The sequence below is a fragment of the Methyloceanibacter superfactus genome, from assembly GCF_001723305.1.
Taxonomy (GTDB): Bacteria; Pseudomonadota; Alphaproteobacteria; order Rhizobiales; family Methyloligellaceae; genus Methyloceanibacter; species Methyloceanibacter superfactus.
In genome coordinates this window covers 88296-110000 of sequence record NZ_LPWF01000023.1, presented here as the reverse complement: position 1 = coordinate 110000, position 21705 = coordinate 88296, and the positions used below count along the sequence as shown (strand labels likewise).

Annotated in this window: 16 protein-coding genes, 1 tRNA gene, 2 rRNA genes and 2 pseudogenes (1 of these 21 cut by a window edge); 18 read left to right on the top strand and 3 right to left on the bottom strand. The window is 63.0% G+C overall.

Annotated elements, in window-relative coordinates:
• From AUC69_RS06665 to AUC69_RS06650, 4 genes are all read left to right on the top strand, one after another.
• Window positions 1–2123: ribosomal RNA gene (locus AUC69_RS06665) — 23S ribosomal RNA — on the top strand; it begins 625 nt to the left of the window's first position.
• A 104-nt stretch (window positions 2124–2227) separates the two neighbouring features.
• Window positions 2228–2342, top strand: a 5S ribosomal RNA gene (rrf, locus tag AUC69_RS06660).
• A 462-nt stretch (window positions 2343–2804) separates the two neighbouring features.
• Complete coding sequence (locus AUC69_RS06655; protein WP_069441450.1) at window positions 2805–3353, top strand: formaldehyde-activating enzyme; 549 nt, start codon at window positions 2805–2807, stop codon at window positions 3351–3353.
• 1 nt (window position 3354) lies between these two features.
• On the top strand, window positions 3355–4398 hold the full coding sequence (locus tag AUC69_RS06650; RefSeq protein ID WP_083239169.1) for a PLP-dependent cysteine synthase family protein: 1044 nt from the start codon (window positions 3355–3357) through the stop codon (window positions 4396–4398).
• A 33-nt stretch (window positions 4399–4431) separates the two neighbouring features.
• Here AUC69_RS06650 and AUC69_RS06645 read toward each other — a convergent pair whose 3' ends face one another.
• Entirely contained in the window at window positions 4432–5163 is a 732-nt protein-coding gene (locus AUC69_RS06645) for a cell wall hydrolase (RefSeq protein ID WP_083239195.1), read from the bottom strand.
• Window positions 5164–5279: 116 nt separating this feature from the next.
• Between AUC69_RS06645 and AUC69_RS06640 the strand changes: the two genes are divergently transcribed.
• From AUC69_RS06640 to AUC69_RS06630, 3 genes are all read left to right on the top strand, one after another.
• On the top strand, window positions 5280–5741 hold the full coding sequence (locus AUC69_RS06640; protein WP_069441448.1) for an NUDIX hydrolase: 462 nt from the start codon (window positions 5280–5282) through the stop codon (window positions 5739–5741).
• A 257-nt stretch (window positions 5742–5998) separates the two neighbouring features.
• The gene (locus AUC69_RS06635; protein ID WP_069441447.1) at window positions 5999–7351 is read left to right on the top strand and encodes a L,D-transpeptidase family protein; all 1353 of its coding nucleotides are present in this window, start codon (window positions 5999–6001) and stop codon (window positions 7349–7351) included.
• 216 nt (window positions 7352–7567) lie between these two features.
• Entirely contained in the window at window positions 7568–8038 is a 471-nt protein-coding gene (locus AUC69_RS06630) for a copper chaperone PCu(A)C (RefSeq protein ID WP_158008039.1), read from the top strand.
• Here AUC69_RS06630 and AUC69_RS06625 read toward each other — a convergent pair.
• Entirely contained in the window at window positions 8035–9558 is a 1524-nt protein-coding gene (locus AUC69_RS06625) for an ArnT family glycosyltransferase (protein WP_069441446.1), read from the bottom strand. The genes AUC69_RS06630 and AUC69_RS06625 overlap by 4 nt on opposite strands.
• Window positions 9559–9764: 206 nt before the next feature.
• Here AUC69_RS06625 and AUC69_RS06620 point away from each other — a divergent pair, with 206 nt between their 5' ends.
• The 4 genes and pseudogenes from AUC69_RS06620 (at window position 9765) to AUC69_RS06605 (ending at window position 12046) form a co-directional block, all read left to right on the top strand.
• Window positions 9765–10553: a glycosyltransferase family 2 protein gene (locus tag AUC69_RS06620; protein ID WP_069441445.1), complete on the top strand. Its 789-nt coding sequence runs from the start codon at window positions 9765–9767 to the stop codon at window positions 10551–10553.
• 26 nt (window positions 10554–10579) lie between these two features.
• Window positions 10580–10905 (top strand): annotated as a pseudogene (locus AUC69_RS06615) (lipid-A-disaccharide synthase N-terminal domain-containing protein).
• 48 nt (window positions 10906–10953) lie between these two features.
• A complete protein-coding gene (locus AUC69_RS06610; RefSeq protein ID WP_069441444.1) occupies window positions 10954–11751 on the top strand; it encodes a phosphatase PAP2 family protein in 798 nt (265 codons plus the stop codon).
• Window positions 11752–11969: 218 nt separating this feature from the next.
• Window positions 11970–12046, top strand: a tRNA-Met gene (locus tag AUC69_RS06605).
• Between the two features lies 1 nt (window position 12047).
• Here AUC69_RS06605 and AUC69_RS18415 read toward each other — a convergent pair.
• On the bottom strand, window positions 12048–12734 hold the full coding sequence (locus tag AUC69_RS18415; RefSeq protein ID WP_069441443.1) for a TetR/AcrR family transcriptional regulator: 687 nt from the start codon (window positions 12732–12734) through the stop codon (window positions 12048–12050).
• Window positions 12735–13015: 281 nt separating this feature from the next.
• On the opposite strand from AUC69_RS18415, the pseudogene AUC69_RS06595 reads away from it, so the two are divergent.
• The 7 genes and pseudogenes from AUC69_RS06595 (at window position 13016) to AUC69_RS06565 (ending at window position 21684) form a co-directional block, all read left to right on the top strand.
• Window positions 13016–14434: pseudogene (locus AUC69_RS06595) on the top strand (aspartate aminotransferase family protein).
• Window positions 14431–15168, top strand: coding sequence for a gamma-glutamyl-gamma-aminobutyrate hydrolase family protein (locus AUC69_RS06590; RefSeq protein WP_069441442.1), 738 nt, complete (start codon window positions 14431–14433; stop codon window positions 15166–15168). Before AUC69_RS06595 ends, AUC69_RS06590 begins: the two are co-directional and overlap by 4 nt.
• Window positions 15165–16514, top strand: a complete 1350-nt coding sequence (locus tag AUC69_RS06585; protein ID WP_069441441.1) for a glutamine synthetase family protein — start codon at window positions 15165–15167, stop codon at window positions 16512–16514. The genes AUC69_RS06590 and AUC69_RS06585 overlap by 4 nt, the downstream gene beginning before the upstream one ends.
• Window positions 16515–16521: 7 nt before the next feature.
• Window positions 16522–18012, top strand: a complete 1491-nt coding sequence (locus AUC69_RS06580; RefSeq protein WP_069441440.1) for an aldehyde dehydrogenase — start codon at window positions 16522–16524, stop codon at window positions 18010–18012.
• A 12-nt stretch (window positions 18013–18024) separates the two neighbouring features.
• Entirely contained in the window at window positions 18025–19476 is a 1452-nt protein-coding gene (locus AUC69_RS06575; protein ID WP_069441439.1) for an NAD-dependent succinate-semialdehyde dehydrogenase, read from the top strand.
• A 145-nt stretch (window positions 19477–19621) separates the two neighbouring features.
• Window positions 19622–20722 (top strand): ABC transporter substrate-binding protein, encoded by a 1101-nt coding sequence (locus AUC69_RS06570; RefSeq protein WP_069441438.1) that lies wholly within the window; start codon window positions 19622–19624, stop codon window positions 20720–20722.
• 92 nt (window positions 20723–20814) lie between these two features.
• The gene (locus tag AUC69_RS06565; RefSeq protein ID WP_244500141.1) at window positions 20815–21684 is read left to right on the top strand and encodes an ABC transporter permease; all 870 of its coding nucleotides are present in this window, start codon (window positions 20815–20817) and stop codon (window positions 21682–21684) included.
• The last annotated feature ends 21 nt before the right edge of the window (window positions 21685–21705 follow it).

Below are 21705 nucleotides of genomic sequence, written 5' to 3'. Positions count from 1 at the left end.
TCTTAATAGGGCGCTCAGTTCGGCGGATTAGACCCGAAACCAGGTGATCTAGGCATGAGCAGGCTGAAGGTGCGGTAACACGCACTGGAGGGCCGAACCCACCGTCGTTGAAAAGACGGGGGATGACTTGTGCCTAGGGGTGAAAGGCCAATCAAACCTGGAAATAGCTGGTTCTCCGCGAAATCTATTTAGGTAGAGCGTCGGACGAATACTCTCGGGGGTAGAGCACTGGATGGCTAGGGGGCCTCACCGGCTTACCAAACCTAACCAAACTCCGAATACCGAGAAGTACTATCCGGCAGACACACTGCGGGTGCTAAGGTCCGTAGTGAAAAGGGAAACAGCCCTGACCGCCAGCTAAGGTCCCTAAGTTATGGCTAAGTGTGAAAGGATGTGAGAATCCCAAAACAACCAGGAGGTTGGCTTAGAAGCAGCCATCCTTTAAAGAAAGCGTAACAGCTCACTGGTCTAAATAAGGATTCTTGCGCCGACAATGTATCGGGGCTTAAGCCATACACCGAAGCTGCGGGTGCATACGCAAGTATGCGCGGTAGCGGAGCGTTCCGTAAGCCAGTGAAGGGTCCCCGCGAGGGTGGCCTGGAGGTATCGGAAGAGCGAATGCTGACATGAGTAACGATAAGAAGTGTGAGAGACACTTCCGCCGAAAGTCCAAGGGTTCCTGCGCAATGCTAATCAGCGCAGGGTTAGCCGGCTCCTAAGGCGAGGGCGAAAGCCGTAGTCGATGGGAATGAGGTTAATATTCCTCAGCCAGTGGGTGTGTGACGAATTCCAAAAGTTGTCAGGTCTTATCGGATTGATCTGGCCGCGAAGGAGTTCCAGGAAATAGCCCCCACATCAGACCGTACCCTAAACCGACACAGGTGGACTGGTAGAGTATACCAAGGCGCTTGAGAGACTGCGTTGAAGGAACTCGGCAAAATACCCCCGTAACCTTCGGGAGAAGGGGGCCCCATGTCTGGGCAACCAGGTGTGGGGGGCACAAGCCAGGGGGTGGCGACTGTTTATTAAAAACACAGGGCTCTGCGAAGCCGCAAGGCGACGTATAGGGTCTGACGCCTGCCCGGTGCCGGAAGGTTAAGAGGAGGAGTGCAAGCTCTGAATCGAAGCCCCGGTAAACGGCGGCCGTAACTATAACGGTCCTAAGGTAGCGAAATTCCTTGTCGGGTAAGTTCCGACCTGCACGAATGGCGTAACGACTTCCCCACTGTCTCCAACGCAGACTCAGTGAAATTGAATTCCCCGTGAAGATGCGGGGTTCCTGCGGTTAGACGGAAAGACCCCGTGAACCTTTACTATAGCTTTGCACTGGTATTCGTGATGGCATGTGTAGGATAGGTGGGAGGCTTTGAACCTGGGGCGCCAGTTCCAGGGGAGCCAACCTTGAAATACCACCCTTACGATTATGGATATCTAACCGCGGCCCGTTATCCGGGTCCGAGACAGTGCATGGTGGGTAGTTTGACTGGGGCGGTCGCCTCCCAAAAAGTAACGGAGGCGCGCGAAGGTGGGCTCAAGCTGGTCGGAAATCAGCTGTCGAGTGCAAAGGCATAAGCCCGCCTGACTGCGAGACTGACGAGTCGAGCAGAGACGAAAGTCGGCCTTAGTGATCCGGTGGTCCCGAGTGGAAGGGCCATCGCTCAACGGATAAAAGGTACTCCGGGGATAACAGGCTGATGATGCCCAAGAGTCCATATCGACGGCATCGTTTGGCACCTCGATGTCGGCTCATCACATCCTGGGGCTGGAGCAGGTCCCAAGGGTTCGGCTGTTCGCCGATTAAAGTGGTACGTGAGCTGGGTTTAGAACGTCGTGAGACAGTTCGGTCCCTATCTGCCGTGGGTGTAGGAGAATTGAGAGGAGCTGTCCCTAGTACGAGAGGACCGGGATGGACGCACCTCTGGTGGACCTGTTGTCGCGCCAGCGGCACAGCAGGGTAGCTAAGTGCGGACGGGATAACCGCTGAAAGCATCTAAGCGGGAAGCCTACCTCGAAACTAGTTCTCCCTTGAGAGCCGTGGAAGACCACCACGTTGATAGGCTGGGTGTGGAAGCGCAGCAATGCGTGAAGCTAACCAGTACTAATAGCTCGATTGGCTTGATTGCTTTCATTGTCAGTGCCCATCTGATTTGCCCTACCGCGCTTCGCGCTACTTTGAGGGCAAGTGGATGAGTATGTTGAGACCAGATTTGAAACCGCCCTTCGCTGGCCTGGTGATTTTGGCGGAGTGTCCACACCCGATCCCATCCCGAACTCGGCCGTGAAAAGCTCCAGCGCCGATGGTACTAAGTCTCAAGGCTTGGGAGAGTAGGTCGTCGCCAGGCTTGCCAAGGGCGGTTTCAAAACTCATTCGTCGCGTTCTTGGCCTTTGGCCTGTTCGAACGCGACGGATCGCTGCGCTACCGCGGATCGCGTCGAGCGCAGCTTAGTTGCGCTGTCGCTCACTAAGTCAGTTGGGCGCAGCCTTGGGCTCCCAGAGCCTTCATCGAGATTGCGCGCTTCCATGAAGCGCGTTCCCCTCTTTCACGAGTTGGTTTCGCCACAAATCTTGTTTCGACGAGATTGGCAGCCACGAAGCAAGAACCGCCGCCGGAGAAATCCGTCGGCGGTTTTTTCGTTTTGGCTCGCGCTATCGGCCTCCGGCCTACTTGAGCGCGGTTGGCTTGCGCTATCGGCCTCCGGCCCGCCCGCGAGAGCGGCCTATTGCCCTTGGAGTATTGCGGTGTCGGAGCCCTGCGGCCATAGTCCGCCCGCATCCGAAAACGACACAAGGGACAACGACGCAAATGGCTGATCGTATTGTCATGAGAGTGGGCGAGAGCCTCGTCGCCGGCGGACCGCCCGGCACCGCCGCGGAGCCGGAACGCGCGATCGGCGAGATGGACGGGCCGTTCGGCACCGCCTTCGCCAATCTTCTCGGCGACCAGGTCAAGGGGCACTCACGCGTCCTGGCACTGCTAAACACCGACGTCATGGTGCGGCCGCCGACGCTCTGCGTCAGCAAGGTCACCGTCAAGGACACCCGCTACACCAATATCCTCATGGGCACGGTGCAGTACGCCACCGCCATGGGCGTGCTGGACGCGGTACGCTCGGGCGACATCCCCAAGGACAAGTGCGACGATCTCGGCATCATCGTGTCCGTGTGGCTCAACCCCGGCATCGTCGACGTCAAGGATCTCGACCATCAGGTTCTGTTCGACATTCACCGCAAGGCCACCACGCAGGCCATCCATAAGGCGATGAATTTCGAGCCTTCAATCGACTGGCTGCTCGAAAACCAGGATAAGATCGTCCACAAATATTTCGAGAAGGGTCTCAAAGGCGAGGGCTGAGATGGCCAAATTCCAGAGCATTCTGGAGACGGTGGGCAACACGCCGGTCGTTCGGATCAACCGGTTGGCGCCAGAAGGCGTGAACCTCTACGTGAAGATCGAGGCGTTCAACCCGCTCGGCTCGGTGAAGGACCGCTTGGCGCTCGGTGTCATCGAGGCGGCCGAGAAGTCCGGCCAGCTGAAGCCGGGCCAGACGGTCATCGAGGCGACGAGCGGCAATACCGGTATCGGCCTTGCATGGTGTGCGCGCAGAAGGGCTATCCGCTGGGTCGTGACCATGGCGGAGACCTTCAGCGTGGAGCGGCGCAAGCTGATGCGGTTTCTCGGCGCCAAGGTGGTCCTCACGCCGGCCGCCCAGCGCGGGATGGGCATGGTGACCAAGGCCTTCGAGCTCGCCGAGACCCATGGCTGGTTTCTGACGCGGCAGTTCGAGAATGAGGCCAATCCGGATATGCATTCGCGCACGACCGCGCAGGAGATCGTGCGGGATTTCAGCGGCGAGACGCTCGACTACTGGGTGACGGGCTATGGCACCGGCGGCACGCTGAAGGGGGTGTCGCGGGTCCTCAAGGCGGAGATGCCAGAGACCAAGATCATCGTCTGCGAGCCCGAGGACGCGCAGCTTCTGGCGAGCGGCGTTGAGCAGATGCGGCGTCCCGACGGTGCGCCCGCGGGCCCCATCCGGCCTTCGCCCCGCATCCCATGCAAGGCTGGACGCCGGACTTCATCCCCAAGCTCCGGGGATGTCGTGGATTCGAGGCTCATCGATCGCATCCTCTCCATCAAGGGAGCCGACGCACTCAAATGCAGCGGCGAGCTCGCGCGGCAGGAAGGCATCTTTGTCGGTATCAGCTCAGGCGCGACCTTCGCGGGCGCGTTGCAGATTTGCGCCGAGGCGCCGGCCGGCGCCAACATCCTGTGCATGCTGCCGGATACCGGGGAGCGCTATCTAAGCACGCCGCTCTTCGCCGACGTGCCGGAGCAAATGACCGACGAGGAACTCGAGATCTCACGCTCGACGCCAGCTGCGCAGTTCGACGCGTAAGTCGCAGCGCTGGCGGCCGATCGGCGGGAGGTCCTAGCGCCCTTCGGCGTCGGTCTCGCAAGCAAGCGAGGTGGCGCCAAATCCGGTTGCGCTGTCGCAGGGCGGCGATGCCGGACCGCCCGCGGTGGCATTCTTATAGAGTCTCTGGAGGAAGGTCTCCGGCGCGGCGCTGGCGAAGGCGGCATTGCTTTCGGCGGTTGCGCTGGTTTCGGCGGCCGCGGTCGATACCGGGACGAGAGCCGGCGTCCGACTTGCAATGGCCCCTGTGGTGCCGTCGTCGCGCCACCGCCTGCCGACTTTGAGATAGAAGGCATTGCCGCCCGCCACCGCCACATAGCGGGCCGGGTAGGGGTTCTTGAAGCTCGCCATGTGGAAGTGCATCGCCTTGCCGATCGGCGCGTAGCGCTCGCCGGCGAGGATCGCGTCCGCGGCGCGCTGAGCCGGCGGCAGTTGCTTCGGATCGAGAGGCCGCGTCATGACCCCGGGCGCGAACTGGCGATGCTGGCTCACCACGCCGCAGATCGTATTAGGGAAGCGGGGCGAGGAGACCCGGTTCATCACCACGGTGCCGACCGCCATCAGGCCGTCCTGGCTCGAGCGGTTGGACTCGAAATACATCGCGCGAACGAGGCAGGTCCGCTCTGGCGAGCTGCCGGCCATGGCGGTCGTCTCCGCCGGGCGCGTCGCGTGGCGCCCCGAGCAGCCGGTCACGGCCACAGCCATGGCCAGCGCCATCAGCGCTCCTGCCGGAATCCCTCGCCTCATGTCCCCCTCGTCGGCGCGCGCGTCCCTCGCCGGATCAAGCACATCTACGGCTCCGCCGCGCCCGTGTCAGTCGGCAAATTTACGTGCCAGGCCTTAATTCCGTCTAAGCTCCGTGGATGCCAAAGCGGAGCGCCGGCATCTTGATGTATCGCGGGGCCGGGACGGCGCTCGAGCTGCTGCTGGTGCATCCGGGCGGGCCGTTCTGGGCCAAGAAGGACGACGGCGCCTGGTCGATCCCGAAGGGCGAATACCAGCCGGACGAGGAGCCGCTCGCCTGTGCCCGCCGGGAGTTCGCCGAAGAGCTGGGTCAAGCGCCGCCCCAAGGAGGCTATGTCGATCTCGGCGAGGTGCGGCAGAGGGGGCGGAAGACCATCGCCGCCTTCGGCGTCACCGGCGATTTCGAGCCCGCCGCCCTGAAATCCGTTGCTTTCGAGATGGAATGGCCTCCCCGAAGCGGCCGCATGCAGTCCTTTCCGGAGGTCGATCGTGTGGCGTGGTTCCCGCCCGAGGCGGCGCGCACGAAGATTCTCGCGCGCCAGATCCCGTTCATCGATCGTCTGCTTGATCGATTGACCTGAGCCTCCCAAGCGGTCCCTGCGCGCCCAGGTTGCAGCGGTCCGTGCCTTTCATCGGCGTCGTCTCCGCGATACCATGGCGGCACGTCCATCTGGTTGCGGGGCAAGCGGCAAGTTGGGTACGTGCAAGACAAGAGAGGACGCCGTGGCGTCCACTTTTGTGCCATGGAATCATGCGCTTCTTCGCCCCCCGACGAATGAACAGGCAGCCCGGTCCGCTTTCTCGCGTGGCCCGGCAAGAACCGGAAATTCGCTGATTTATGCCCATCGCTCGTTTTCTCCCCCGCCGCCTCACATCTCCCCTCTTCCTCAGCGGTCTGGCGCTTGCCGGTGCCGCGTTCCTCGCTCTCGCGCCTGCGGGCGTCTTGCGCGCGGACCCGCTCAATCCCTACAGCGTGTTCACCGATAGCGGCCCGGTCACGCAAGAAGACAAGGATCGCCGCCAAGCGCAGCGCCAGGCGCTCTACGACAGGCTCAGCCCGCAATACCGCATGGACGTGCCCTTCGTGAGCGAGGCCGCCATTTCTGGGCTGCAACAGGCCATCCAGCGCTATCAGCAGATCGTCGCCGCGGGCGGCTGGCCTCGGGTTCCCGAGACCGTGACGCTGCGGCCGGGCGACGCCGGCTCCGAGATCGTCGCCATCCGCAAGCATCTCATCATCGAGGGCGATCTGCGCCCGGATCGGGCACGAGCCCAAGATTTCGATGCCGAGTTCCGCGACGGGCTGACCCGATTCCAGATTCGCAACGGCTTGCGGGTCTCCGGCTTCGTCGATCGGCGGACGTTGAAGGCGCTCAACGTGCCGGCGACCGAACGCTTGCAGCAGCTCAAGACCAACGTGCCGCGTATCCAGGAGCTCATGAAGATCAACAAGGCGCCCCGCTACGTGATCGTCAACGTGCCGGCCTTCACCGCGCAAGGGGTGGCCAAGGGCCAGCTCCAAATCGACAGCGCCGTGGTGGTGGGCAAGCCGTCACGGGCGACGCCGCAAGTCTCGGCCAAGATCGTCGAGGTGAATTTCTTCCCCGTATGGAGCGTGCCCGAAAGCATCGCCCGGAAAGACCTCATTCCCGCCATCCGCAAAAACATGTCCTACTTCTACGACAACAGGTTCAATGTCAGCCGGTCCTGGGGGTCGCCACCGCTCGATCCGGCGCAGGTGGATTGGGCGTCGCCGCAAGTGGTCAGCTACAAGTTCCGTCAGGATCCCGGCCCGCAAAACGCGCTCGGCTTGGTGCGCATCAACATGCCGAACAAGCACGCCGTCTATATGCACGACACGCCACTGAAGCGTCTGTTCAGTCAGAGCCAGCGCGCCTTCAGCTCGGGCTGCGTGCGGGTGGAAAGCGTGTTCGAGCTCGTCGCTTGGCTGTTGAGCGACCAGGGCTGGGACTTGTCCAAGGTCGAAGCGCAGATCGCGAGCGGTCAGAAGAAGAATGTCAAACTCAAGCGCGCGGTGCCGGTGCACTTCGTGTACCTGACGGCCTTCGCCAACGGCAGCGGCGTGGCCCAGTTCCGCCCCGATATCTATGGCCGGGACGCGGGTGACGATGGTTTCGACGACGGCCCGGATGCGGTGGTCATCTCGGAGAGCCGGGCGGTCACCCCCTAGAATTCGGCCCGAAGCCGTCCATTATACTGCGGAATCCGGAGGACCCCCGGTGGGCGGCGACCCGACGCCGCACGCGACACCAGGGCGCAAGACGCCAACCATGGCGCGTCATAAATAGGAGGGAAGGTTTTGCGGCCAGGGATTGATGCGGTGAGAACAGTCTATTCGGAGGAGGCCAGGGCTCGGCTATCCAGGCTACGCCTGTTCGAGATTTGCGTGGCCGTCGTGCTGACCGTGGCTGCTCTCCTCTTCGTCGCCTTGACGGTTTGGGCCGCGGAGCCTGAAAAGATCGCCGTCTCTGACGGTTGGGTGCGGCCGACCATCGGGGAGGGCCGCGCCACGGCGGCCTACTTCACCGTCACGAACAAAGGCGACGTGGATGACACGTTGATGGCGGCGCGGACAGCAAACGCGAAGTCGGTCGAGCTGCATCAAACGACGATGACCGCGGATGGCGTGATGCAGATGCGCCCGGTCGAAGGCGGTCTGCCGATCCCCGTGGGCGGGACCCTCAAGCTGTCGCCCGGTGGAATGCATGTGATGGTCATGGGGCTCGACGAGGCGCTGGCCGCTGGCGGCGAGCTGGCGATAACGCTCGAGTTCGCCAAGGCCGGCCCGGTCGAGATTGTCCTGCCGGTGCAGGCCAGCGCTGCTGCCGGGGCGGACGGCGGTGACGCGCACCACTAGATCAGGGCGCCGATCACTTCGCGCCGATCACTTCGCGCCGGATCACCTGGCGCCCTTGTATCCGGACAGCTTGCAGAAATAGCGTCGCGCGCCTGCGCCTTGACGAGGTCCACGCGCTCGACCCCAAGAGATTCGGACGTGTCGAAAGCGTCGAGGATCGTCGTCGGGCACGGCCGCAGCGAGACGAACAAGATCGGCTCCGGGGTGGCGGCCGTGAGGGGACGTGTCATCTGGTAGTGGTCGTGCGGTTCGGGTCCCGGCGCCCAGATCACGAGCGGGACGTCGGAGTCGCGGAGGTAGTAGAGCATCTCCGCCGCCATATCCCGCGTCCGCACGAGGACGGCGCCATAAGGCTCTGCCGCCAGCTTGGCGCGAACCACGCCGGCGACGTCTTGCCAGCCGAGCGCGCTTCGCAGGAATTGCAGCTGCTCGAACATGGGCCATTGCCGGGCGAAGGCGGGCACGGCGGCGAAGATCACCGCGACCGCGAGATGCAGGGCGAGAGAGATCCTGAATAAGACCTGCCGGTTCATCTGCAGCATGACCGCGGTGACGAAGATCGTGGCCGCCGGATAGGCGGTGGCGGACCAGTTGCCGTGCGCGCGCGAGAGTAAGGCTTGCAACAGCAGCAGAACCAGAACCGGCAGCGAGAAGGCGAGCAGCAGGATCTTGTTCTCGTCGCGCGGCTCGCGGATCTCGCGCCATGCCCCGCGGATCAGCACGACGAGCAGGATGGGACCGAACACGCCGAACTGAGCGCCGACATATTCGAGTAGGGCCAGAGGGTGAACGTAGGGATATTGCCAGCTGATATTGGCGCCGGTGTGCTTCGCCGTGGGGAAGTCGTTCTGCGCATTCCACACGATGTTCGGCGAGAATAGCGCAAGCGCGATGACGGCCGCCACGATGCCGCGGCTGCCTTTCAGCGCGTCGCGTGCATCGCGCGACACGGCGGCGTGGCAGGCCATGCATAGGGCGGCGTAAATCATCGCCTGCTTGGCGAGTAGGCCGATGCCGATGGCGACCCCGAGCAGAATGGCCCAGCCCATGCTCTGCCGCTTCACCAACATCACCCAGAAATAGAGCATGACGGTCCACAGCAGGATCAGGGGCACGTCGGTGGTGATGAGCTGCGAGGAGTAGGACACGCCGGGCAGGGTGGCGAAGACGATGGCTGACCAGAAGCCGATACGGGCATCGAACAGGGCGCGGGCACTGGCGAAGAGCATCACCGAAGCGAGGGTGTAGAGCACGGGGGAGGCGGAGCGGATGCACGCTTCGGACTGCCCGCAGAGCTCGCCGGCGCCGCGGATGATCCAGGCGATCAGCGGGGGCTTCGAGAAATAGCCGAAGGCGAGGTCGCGCGACCAGGTCCAGTACTGCGCTTCGTCCATGACGAAATCGACGGCCGAGGCGTGGACGGCCGCCAGGCGCAGGGCTAGAAGTGCCCCCAGGCAGAGGATCAGGCGGAGGATGTAGCCATTGTCCGAGATAGTGGAGGGCGGGCTCCCCCCCAGCATGCTAGGCTGCCGGGATGCAGACGAAATCTGGCTGGACAAGGCTCGATGCTCCCACGAATGCCACCCCCGTGGGCTCCTCGCGGCGCCCAATTGACACGCTTGTTTGTCATAGTCGTGTCACCTGGTTTTCATTTTTTGGCGGCGCGTCAAAATTGGGCCTAAGTCTCGGCCCCCAAAGAGCATAGCGAGTGTCCCCAGGGGGTCCAATGCGCCTTTCCGTTGTCATTCCGGCCTTTAATGAGGAAGGCAATATCGGCAATCTGATCGCCGAGACCTTCGCGGCCGTGCCGGATTCGGTGCTGGGCGAGGTGATTGCGGTCGACGACGCCAGCGACGACGGGACCGGGGCCGAGATCAAGGCCCTGTTTTCCACCTATCCGGCGCTGCGCTATGTCAGACATGGGCAGCGGGCGGGGCAAAGCGCGGCGTTGCGGACCGGGGTCCTGGCCGCCCGCTTCCCGTCCATCGCCACGATGGACGGCGACGGCCAGAACGATCCCCAGGACATCATGCGGCTCTATGGCCGTCTCGGCGCGGTGGGGCAGCAGCCGGCGCTGGTCGGGGGCGTGCGGGCAGCCCGCAAGGATACCGGATCGAAGAAATTCGCCTCGCGCTTCGCCAATTGGCTGCGGGACGCGGTGCTGGCCGATGGCTGTCCGGACACCGGCTGCGGGATCAAGCTCTATCACCGGGACGCCTATCTGGCGCTTCCCTACTTCACCAGCATGCACCGCTACCTGCCGGCCTTCTTCATCACCTACGGCCATGAAGCCGTCTACGAGCCGGTGAACGACCGCCCGCGCCTGCGCGGCGCGTCGAAATACACCAATCTCGGCCGGGCGTTGATCGGGCTCTACGACCTGGTCGGCGTGAGCTGGTTGCGCAAGCGGACGCATATTCCACCGGTGGCGGAGGACGCGCCGGGGATCGGGACCGCGCCGGCTGCACCGGCCCGATCGAGCGCGGATGCCGCAGCACATGAAATTCGAGCATAGTCATTAGTCAGAGGGGATGAACCGCAATGTCTGGGGGAGGTCTTGTTCAGTGGTGGCAGACGACGCCGACCGTCGAGCTGGTTTGGCTCGGGATCGGTCTCGTCGCGCAGCTCATGTTTTCCGCGCGGTTTCTCTTGCAGTGGATCGCCACGGAGCGGGCGCGCGCCAGTATCATTCCGGAGACATTTTGGTATTTCAGCTTCGCCGGCGGCGTGCTTCTGCTCGCCTATGCCATCTACCGGCTCGATCCGGTCTTCATCCTTGGCCAGGCCACCGGCTCGTGATTTACTCGCGCAATATCTACTTCATCTGGCTTGGAAAGCGGGTGCCGGGCACGGCCAAGGTCGCCTAAGCGGGCGATCCGGTTCGGCCTTCCCTCGGACGCCTCTTGGCGGGATACATGACCTTGCGCCTTAAAGACCTCACGGTAATCGAGCAGGTGGTCCTGGCGCTGTCGCTTGTCGCCGTCGGGGTCCTCGTGATCGACCCGTTCCTGCTGGAGCGGGCGCGGGCGCTGCCGCCCGAGGTCCGCGAATTCTTCCGTACCATCACCCATATCGGCCGGTCGAACTGGATCCTGATTCCCACCGGGGCGGCCATCGCGCTCGCCATTGTTCTGCGGCGCAATCACGCGGGATTCCGAAACGGGGCGGCGTATGGACTGATCGCCAGCACGATCGGCTTCGTGTTCGTCAGTGTCGGCGGCGCGGGCCTGATCGCCAATCTTCTGAAAAGCATTCTCGGCAGAGCCCGCCCCAAGCTGTTCGAGACGGTGAGCCAGTTCGAGTTTCAGCTCTTCGCCTTCGACCCGGACTACGCCTCGACGCCATCGGGCCACGCCACCACCATCTTCGCCTTCGCCGCGGTGATCGCCATTCTGTGGCCGCGCGGACGCGTGATGCTCTACACGGCCGCAGCGTGGATCGCGGCCAGCCGCGTCCTGATCGGCGCCCATTACTTCACCGACGTGGTGCTCGGCGCCGCGCTCGGCACGGCCTTCCCATATTGGGTGCGTGACCGCTTCGCGGCCCGGCGGTGGCTATTCGAGCGTACCGCTGAGGGCGGTTACCGAATCCGCGGGCCCAGGACCCAGGCCTGGCTCGGCTGGCCGGAGCGGGTGCGCGTGGCGCTGCATGGGCCAAAGCTTTTGGGCGACGGCAGCCGCAATCCGGGGAAAATCGCCCAGGATCGCTCCTGACGCCGCACAGGGTGTGCCTCATGGGCGCGCTTAGGCTTTACAAACTCAAGGGAAATCCCCATATAGGGGCAAGCGCGCAGGGCGCTCGCGAGCCCCTGATGTCGCGCTTCACTTCTTCTTCGAACCTGCTATAGGTTCCCCCCCTTCGCGGCCCGCCGTGTACGCAATAGGACGGCGCTGCTTGAGGGGTTTTGGCCATTCATGGCCCATCGAATTGGCGCGGGGTGGAGCAGCCCGGTAGCTCGTCAGGCTCATAACCTGAAGGTCGCAGGTTCAAATCCTGCCCCCGCAACCAATTATTCCGGACACGCCATCCTCTCGCGGTCGCAGCGGCACGCCACTCCGTCGATAAACGCGCCCAACGAGGCATCGAAAGCCGTGTCGCGGTCGAGTGCCTTGAATGCGGGGATGAGCGCCACCGTCGCCGGATAGGCCAGCGGATCGAGGGCCTGGAGTTCGGCTTCATCCTGATCGCTGATCGGGTGTAGCAGTCCTTCGGTCTCGGCCAGCGCATAGCCGAGAATGAAAGCGTAAAACGCGAGGCCCAGCCCAGCCGCCTCGGCGTCGGGCAATCCCGCCATGCGCAAGGCGCGATAGACCACCTCGCTTGAGGCGTGATCGGCGGGCCCCGTGGCGTGAAACCGGAAGTGGAGATGGAACAGCCGCGGGTGCCGGTGGGCAAGATCCCGGTAGGCGGCAGCGACCTTGCGCAGGTCCGCGCGCCAGTCGCCGCTGGGGGCGGGTGGCTCGACCGTCGACAGAGCCAGATCGGCTATCCGCCGCAACAGCTCGTCCTTTGAGCCGAAGTGATGCAGCACCGTCATCGGGTCCACGCCAATGCGCGAGCCGAGCTTGCGCACCGAGAACCCGGCTTCTCCGTCGCGCGACAGCATGTCGAACGCCGTATCCAGGATCGCGTCCTTGTCCAGGCCGCGTGGTCCACGTGGCCGGGACGGCGCTTTCCGTGCCGAGCGTGTTGACAATTCTACACCGTAGCCAATAAGCTTTCGACCTAGCCATACCCGCTCAAAGGCTCCTGTCAAGGATGACCCGGCGGGTCTTAGGCAGCGGAGGAGTCGCGTGCCCGGTTCAAGGCCGTTCGCCGCCACAACCCGACGGTCGCTTGGGTCATGCCTGAAGCCGCACCGCAGGTTTGCCTCTGAAAGCGATCTGATTCTGAGCGGACTGAACCGCAAGGCGCGGCTGCTGCAGCTCTGCGCCCGCATTGGCTATACCCCGCCCGTAAGCTCCCAGCGCTAACTCGATGTCGGCCCTCGGGTCACGTTCTGCTGGAGGTTTATCGGTGACCAATCAATATCAGACGACGCAACTAAGAGAGCTCGACGCTCTCCATCATCTGCATCCCTTCTCGGATCACACGTCGCTTCGGGCAGGCGGCGCGCGGGTCATCGTTCGCGGCGACGGGCCCTATGTCTGGGACAGCGAGGGCAATCGCATTCTCGACGGCATGGCCGGCTTGTGGACTGCGAATATAGGCCATAGCCGCCGCGAGCTGGCCGAGGCTGCCTACGCGCAAATGATGGAGCTGCCGTTCTACAACACCTTCTTCCGCACCACGCATCCGCCCGTCGTCGCCTTGGCGCGCAAGCTCGCCGAGCTCGCTCCCGATAATCTCAATCAGGTGTTCTTCGGCTCGTCTGGCTCGGAATCGAACGACACAGCCATCCGCTTGATCCGACACTATTGGGTTTTGAAGGGTGAACCCAAGCGGCGCATCATCATCTCGCGCAAAAGCGCCTATCACGCTCGACGATCGCGCCGCTTCGATGAGCGGCATGGCCCATATGCATGCGCACAGCTATCCGCTGTATGAGCGCTTTCGCCACATCATGGATCCTTATTGGTATGGGGAAGGGAAGGACGGCGAGTCGCTCGCCGATTTCGGCCTTCGCGCCGCGCGCGCGCTCGAGGACGAGATCCTCGCGGTGGGACCTGAGAATGTGGCGGCGTTCGCCGCCGAGCCGGTGCAAGGCGCCGGAGGGGTCAAGATTCCGCCGGAGACCTATTGGCCCGAAGTCCAGCGCATCATCGATAAGTATGGGATTCTGCTGCTCGCCGACGAAGTCATCACCGGCTTCGGCCGGATCGGCACGTGGTTCGCTTCACAGCATTACCGCATCAGGCCTAATCTCATCACCTTCGCCAAGGCGGTGACCTCGGGCTACATCCCGCTCTCGGGCGTGCTCGTCGACGACAAGATTGTTGCTGCGCTGCTCGCGCATGAAGACGACTTCCATCATGGCTACACCTTCTCGGGCCATCCGGTCGCCTGCGCCGTGGCCCTCAAGAATCTCGAGATCATGGAAGAGGAGAGGCTCGTCCCGCGGTGAATGAATTCACCGGACCTGCACTTGCCAAGGTTCTTGCAAAATTCAAGGACCATCCCCTCGTCGGCGAAGTCCGTTCGATCGGACTGCTCGGCGCCATCGAGCTCGTCGCCGACAAGCGCACGCGCCGCCGTTTCGCCGATCCGGGTCGAGTCGGGCTCATCTGCCGCGACCACTTCTTCCGCGAAGGCTTCATCATGCGCGCGGTGTTCGACACCATGGTCACCTCGCCGCCGCTGATTTGGACGCAAGAGCAGTTCGACGAGGCGGAAGCCGCGATCGGCCGCGCGCTCGATCTCACGCTTTCGGATGTGGCGGGAGAGATCGCCGCATGACCCGTCCGGTCGTCATCATTCCGTGTTGCACCAAGAGCATTGGCGGTTACACGTTTGACGCGGTGGGCCGCCAATACGCCACGGCGGTCGCCGACGTCGCCGAGTGCCAGCCTTTGCTGGTCCCGGTCGGACCGGGTCTGGCGGATATTGCCTCGCTGCTCGATGTCGCCGATGCGATCCTGTTGTCGGGCAGTCCCTCGAATGTCGAGCCGAGCCACTACAGCGACGAGCCTCCGGTAAAGCCAGAGGCGCTGGACCCCTTTCGCGATGCGCTTACGCTCCCGCTGATCCGGGCCGCTGTGGAGCACAAAAAGCCTCTATTCGCGATCTGCCGTGGCTTTCAGGAGCTGAACGTCGCTCTTGGGGGAAGTCTGCATCAGGCGGTGCATGACGTGACCGGACAAAGTGATCACCGCGAGCGGCCCAACCTTCCGGTCGATGAGAGATACTGTCCCGTGCATCCCGTGTCTCTCCGCGGCAAACTCCGCGATTGGCTCGGCCGCGACGAGATCATGGTCAACTCGCTGCATGGGCAGGGAATCAAACGCCTCGCTTCCGATCTGCAGGCGGAGGCATTTGCTGAAAACCAACTCATCGAAGCCGTGCGGGGGCCTGACGATGAGGTGTTCTGTCTGGGTGTGCAGTGGCACCCCGAATGGGCGCCGAAGTCCAATGATGTTTCCGTGGCCCTGTTTCAGCGCTTCGGAGCCGCGGCGAGGCGCATACCGTCATGACCGACGCACGGCTCAGCGTTGACGAGGCGCAAGCGTTCCTAGACGCCAATCCGCAAGTGCAATGGATCGATGCCTTCATGTTCGACATGAACGGCATCGCGCGGGGCAAGCGCATCCGCCGCCCGGACCTGCTGGGCGTCGCCAAGCGCGGCCTCATGATGCCAAGCTCGGTCTTCATTATGGACCCGTTCGGCAACAGCGTCGAAGAGACCGGAAGGCTGTGGGAAACCGGCGACCCGGATGCGTGCTGCCATTTGCTGAGCGGGACCTTGTCGCCGATCCCGGTGGGCGACGGCAAGCGCGGCCAGGCCGTGGTCGCGACCGACGTCAGGGATGAGCTGGATCCCCGTACGGTTCTTGCCAATCAGATCGAGCGCTTCGCGCGCGCGGGCCGTACGCCCGTTGTCGCCGTGGAGCTCGAGTTTTACGTCACGAAGCGGAATGCTGCTGGCGTGTTCGTGCTCGAGACACCCGAAGGCGTCGCAGACGATCCGGAGCGGCCCCTGACCTTCGGGTTCGAGGACATGGATGCACTGTCGCCGCTTATCGACGACATCTTCCGTGTCTGCGAGGCGCAGGGGATTCCCGTCGATGCTGTCATTCAGGAATCCGGGCCCGGGCAGTTCGAGATCAATCTGAAGCACCGTCCGGATGCGATGGCGGCTGCGCTCGACGGCTTGCTTCTGAAGCGGGCGGTGAAGGCCGCGGCGCACGCACACCAGCTCGATGCGACATTTATGGCGAAGCCGCACCATGATTGGGCCGGCTCCGGGATGCATGTCCATCTTTGTCTCCTCGATGAGACCGGACAGAACGTTTTTGCCGGCGATCCCATTTCGCCGCTGTTTCGGCATGCGCTTGGCGGGTTGTGCGAGACGATGGCGGATTTCATGGCCGTTTGGGCACAGTCGGCCAATGCCTATCGCCGCTACGTGCCCAAGTCCTATGTTTCGATGGCCGCTCAATGGGGCTTCAACAATCGCACCGTCGCCTTGCGCGTGCCCCACGGCAACGGCGCGTCGACCCGCGTCGAGCATCGGGTTGCCGGAGCCGACGCCAACCCCTATCTCGTGATCGCATCAATGCTTGCAGGCATGAGCCATGGGTTCGCCCATGAACTCGATCCGGGGCCAGCCGTTGAAGGTCATGCGGAAACGGTTGAGGCGCCGCCGTTGCCTACATCTTGGATCAACGCACTCGACCTTTTTGGAAGTTCCGAGATCGTGCGCGGTGCATTCGGCCCGACATTTCAGGATGCCTTCTCGCGCCTGAAGCACGTCGAACGCAGCAATTTCGAGCGTATCGTGACCCCCCTCGACCATCTCTGGTACGCACAAGGCGCGTGAAGCATCAATGACATCCCTCGCTCATTTCGAACAGATTGCCAGCGTCATCGAGCTGCCTCACCAGGCGGTGATCGATGGACGGCTGCAGCCGAGCGCGACGGGACGCAGCTTCGAGAACGTTACGCCGCGCAACGGGACCGTGATCAACCGGGTCGCCGAATGCGATGCCGCCGACATTGATGCCGCGGTGAGCGCCGCGCGGCGGGCCTTCGAGGACGGACGCTGGCGCAACCTCCATTACCGCGAGAAGAAGCGCATCCTCTTCGCGCTTGCGGATCTCATGGAGCGCGATGCCGAGATCCTCGCGGTACTCGAGAGCCTCGATGTCGGCAAGCCGATCAACGACGCGTTGTCCGTCGATGTGCCGGGCGCAATTCGCACGCTTCGCTACTACGCCGAGGCGCTCGACAAGATCTATGGCGAGGTAGGGCCCGGTACCGGCGACCGTTTCTCATTCACAGTCGAAGAGCCGCTTGGCGTGGTCGGCGCCATCGTGCCCTGGAACTTCCCACTGCATATGGCGATGTGGAAGGTTGCGCCGGCGCTGGCAATGGGCAACTCGGTGGTGCTTAAGCCCGCCGAGCAGTCGCCGATGACCGCGCTCAAGCTCGGTCAGTTGGCGTTGGAGGCCGGGCTTCCTCCGGGCGTGCTCAATGTCGTGCCGGGATTCGGCGCCGCCGCGGGCAAGGCGCTAGCTCTCCACATGGACGTCGACATGATCGCGTTTACCGGCTCCGGCTCCGTAGGCCGCCTGCTGATGCAATATTCAGGGCAGAGCAACCTGAAGCGCGTCAGCCTTGAACTCGGCGGAAAATCGCCGCAGATCGTGTTCGCGGATTGCCCCGACCTCAATGCAGCCGCGTTCCACGCGGCCTGGGGAATTTTCTTCAATCAGGGTGAGGTTTGCACAGCTGCGTCGCGGCTCCTGGTGCAGGAAGACATCGCCGATGCCTTCCTCGACAAGCTCCTCATGATTGCAAAGCGGATCGTGCCCGGCGACCCGCTGGAGCCGGCGACCAAATTCGGCGCCATGGTGTCCGCAGAGCAGATGCAGACGGCCTTGAGCTATATCGAGGATGCCGCTCGAGACGGCGCCGCCTTGCGTCTCGGCGGTAACCGCGTTCGGGTCGATAGCGGCGGCTTCTTCATCGAGCCGACGGTGTTCGACGCCGTGGCGCCCGATGCGCAACTGGCGCGGGAGGAGGTCTTCGGACCGTTCCTCGCCGTAAGCCGATTCAAGGAGCCGGACGAGGCCCTCCGCCTTGCCAACGATACGGTCTATGGCCTCGCCGCCGGCCTGTGGACGCGCGACATCAATTTGGCCCACCGGGCCGCCCGCGAGATCAAGGCGGGCCTCGTGTGGATCAACGGGTGGGATGCCTGCGACATCACCATGCCCTTCGGCGGCTTCAAGCAGTCTGGCTTCGGCCGCGACCGCTCGCTGCACGCTCTGCACAAATATGCCGATCTGAAATCGGTCTCGATCACGATACGCTGACGGAGGCTCGCGATGAACATGATCGTCAAGAAGTTTCCGACAACCGCCTTCATCGATGGCGAATGGATCAGTTCGGCAAAGACGTTCGCGGTCACCGATCCAGCGACGGGCGCCGAGGTGGCGGCCGTCCCCGATCTTGGCGCCGAGGATGCCCGCCGCGCCATTGACGCCGCGAGCCGCGCTCTGCCGGACTGGTCGGCGAAGACCGCCAAGGAGCGGGCGGCTATCCTGAGACGTTGGTTCGACCTGGTCACGGCGGAGACCGATAGCCTCGCTCAGTTGATGACCACGGAGCAGGGCAAGCCCATCGCCGAGGCCCGCGCCGAAGTGGCCTATGGAGCCTCCTTCATCGAGTGGTTCGCCGAGGAGGGCAAGCGCGCCTACGGGCGGACGATCCCGACGACTGCCGCCTCCAAGCGGTACATCACCATCAAGCAACCGATCGGGGTCGTCGCGGCGATCGCGCCGTGGAATTTTCCGGTGGCCATGATTACCCGCAAGGTAGCGCCGGCGCTCGCGTCGGGTTGCACGATCGTCGTCAAGCCGGCGGCCGAAACGCCGCTCTGCGCGCTTGCGCTCGCCAAGCTGGCGGCCGACGCAGGCTTGCCGCCTGGCGTGCTCAACATCGTCACGACCACCGATGCCCCTGCGATCGGGAAGGTCTTCTGCGAAGACGCGCGCGTGCGCAAACTTTCGTTCACCGGCTCCACCGAGGTCGGCAAGATCCTCTACCGGCAGTGCGCCGATACGGTGAAGAAGTTGACCCTAGAGCTTGGCGGCAACGCGCCTCTCTTGGTCTTCGACGATGCCGATCTCGATCAGGCCGTCGCGGGTGCCATGGCATCAAAATACCGCACGGCCGGCCAGACTTGCGTCTGTGCGAATCGTATTCTCGTGCAATCTGGCATCTACGACCGCTTCGCGGCGGCCATGGTCGAGCGCGTGAACGATCTGGCCGTCGGTCCCGGTCTGGAGACCGGCAACGCCGTGGGCCCGCTGATCAGTGGAGAGGCCATCGACAAGGTCGAGACGCTCGTCGCCGACGCCGTGAAGAAGGGCGCCAAAGTCTTGACCGGCGGCGAGGTGGCTCCTGCCGGTCCGCTGTTCTACCGCCCGTCGGTCGTGGGCGACGTCACGTCCGATATGAGCATCGTGCGCGAGGAGATCTTCGGACCCGTCGCCGCCCTGGTTCGGTTCGAGACTGAAGCCGACGCCATCGCGCTCGCCAACGATACCCCGTTCGGGCTCGCTGCCTATTTATTCAGCCGGGACGTCAGCCGCGCCTGGCGCGTCGCTGAGAAGCTCGATGCCGGCATGGTGGGCATCAACGAGGGCATCTTCTCGAACGAAGTCGTTCCATTTGGCGGCGTCAAGGAATCCGGCCTGGGCCGCGAAGGCGGGGCGGAGGGCTTAGAGGAGTACCTAGAGGTCAAATATATCTGCCTGGGCGCCATCGATGCATGATTGATCAGGTTCAGAGAAAGTTGGCTAGCAATTGGGCTGGTGGGGAAGACTGCAAGCAGTCATACTTCGAAGCGAGAAACCACCGGCGGCAAGGACTTGTAAGTAGGAACGGACAGCACGGTCAGTAATCATAGGGAGAGTGAGCATGTCGGACGAGCGCACCAAATCTTTATTCGGACCCCATTCCCGCCGATCAATTCTTAAGGGACTCGGCGCTGCCGCAGTCGGCATCACCCTTACGAGCAAGAACTACTCTGCCTGGGCCGCCGACGAAGAGAAGAAGCTGAACTTCTACAACTGGGACACATATATCGGCGAGACCACGCTCGAAGATTTCGCGGACGCGAGCGGCATCGACGTCAATATGAGCCTGTTCGCAACGAACGACGAGCTGTTCGCCAAGCTGCGCGCAGGCAATCCTGGCTACGACGTGATCGTCCCGGGTAGCGAGTTCGTCGAGCGGATGATCCAGGCCGATCTGCTCGAGCCCCTCGATCACGCCAAGATTCCGAATATGAAGAACATCGCCCCGGAGTTCATCGAGGACGCGCCCTTCGATCCAGGCCGCAAATACAGCCTGCCCTACACCTGGCTCGTGATCGGCATCGGCTACCGCAAGTCCAAGGTCAAGGAAGTGCCCGATAGCTGGGAGTACCTCTTCAACTCCGACCAGTATAAGGGCCGCATCGCCGTCATGTCCGACGCGAGCGAGCTCTTCCGCAATTGCTTCAAGTATCTCGGCAAATCCATCAACGACGACTCGCCCGAATTGATCAAAGAGGCCGAGGCCATGCTCATCAAGCAGAAGCCCAACATCAAGGCCTTCCACGAGGACAACGGCCAAGACCTTCTCCTGTCCGGCGAGGTCGACCTCGTGATGGAGTACAACGGCGACATTGCGCAGATCATGACCGAGGATGACGACATCGACTTCATCGTGCCAAAGGAAGGCGCCATGAAGCAGCAGGACACCTTGGCCATCCCGAAGGGCGCGCCGCATCCGGAGAACGCGCTCAAGTTCTTGAACTTCATTTTCGAGCCCGAGGTCGGCGCCGAGATCACCAAGACCATTCTCTATCCGTCTCCCAACGCGGCAGCCGTCGCGCTGATGCCGGACTCCTACAAGGACAATAAGGTCATCTTCCCACCGGCCGATGTCATGGCCAAATGCGAGTACCCGCGCTACCTCGGCCCCGAGTTCACGCGGTTGCTTGACGAGGCGATGACCCGGCTGCGGGCGGCATAAAGTCAGGAACGCGAGTGGCATAGGGGAGGGACAAGACAGCCGCCATGGCAACCCGGACACAAGAGCGTCGGCTAGCCTTTTTGGCGACAGCATTGCCTCCCATCGCTTGGGTGGTCGTGTTCTTCCTCGCGCCACTCGCGATCGTATGGGCGTACAGCTTCGGTCAGAATCAAGGTCTGACCGAAGTCGACATCAGCGGCACCTTCGCCAACTACGCGCGGGCGCTTCAGCCGCTCTATCTCGGCATCTTCGCCAAGTCGATCTTCGTCGCCGGGATCACGACATTCCTGTGTCTCGTCATCGGCTTCCCGGTCGCGCTCTCGATCGTCTTCGCCAGCGAGCGCTGGCGTGCGTGGATCTTGCTGCTGATCATGCTGCCGTTCTGGACCAATCTGCTGATCCGCACCTATGCGCTCATCGCCGTGCTGCGGACTCAAGGTTACGTCAACTTCACGCTGGAATGGTTCTGGAATCAGGGCAGTTGGCTCATGACCCTGGTGGGGCTGGAGCCGCTGGGCGACTTCACACCCTTGCAGTTGCTCTACAATAACTTTGCCGTCGTGTTCGGGCTGGTCTACGTGCATCTGCCCTTCATGGTGCTCCCGCTGTACGCGGCGCTCGACCGGCTCGACAAATCTCTCATTGAGGCGAGCCTCGACCTTGGCGCAGGCCACATCCGGACCCTGTTCTTGATCGTGGTGCCGCTGGCGCTGCCGGGCATCGTCTCGGGTATCATCATCACCTTCGTGCCAGCGCTCGGCGCCTATCTGACGCCAGATCTGCTCGGCGGCCCGGACAGCCAGATGATCGCCAATGTCATCGAGCGCCAGTTCAAAAAGGCCAACGACTGGCCGTTTGGCGCCGCGCTGTCGTTTCTGCTGATGTACGCGACATTCGCCGCGATCGCCTTGCGCGTTTATCTCACCCGCGGCAAGCCCACCGCCGACGGTCACGGGATCTAGGACATGGCCACACGACGCGCA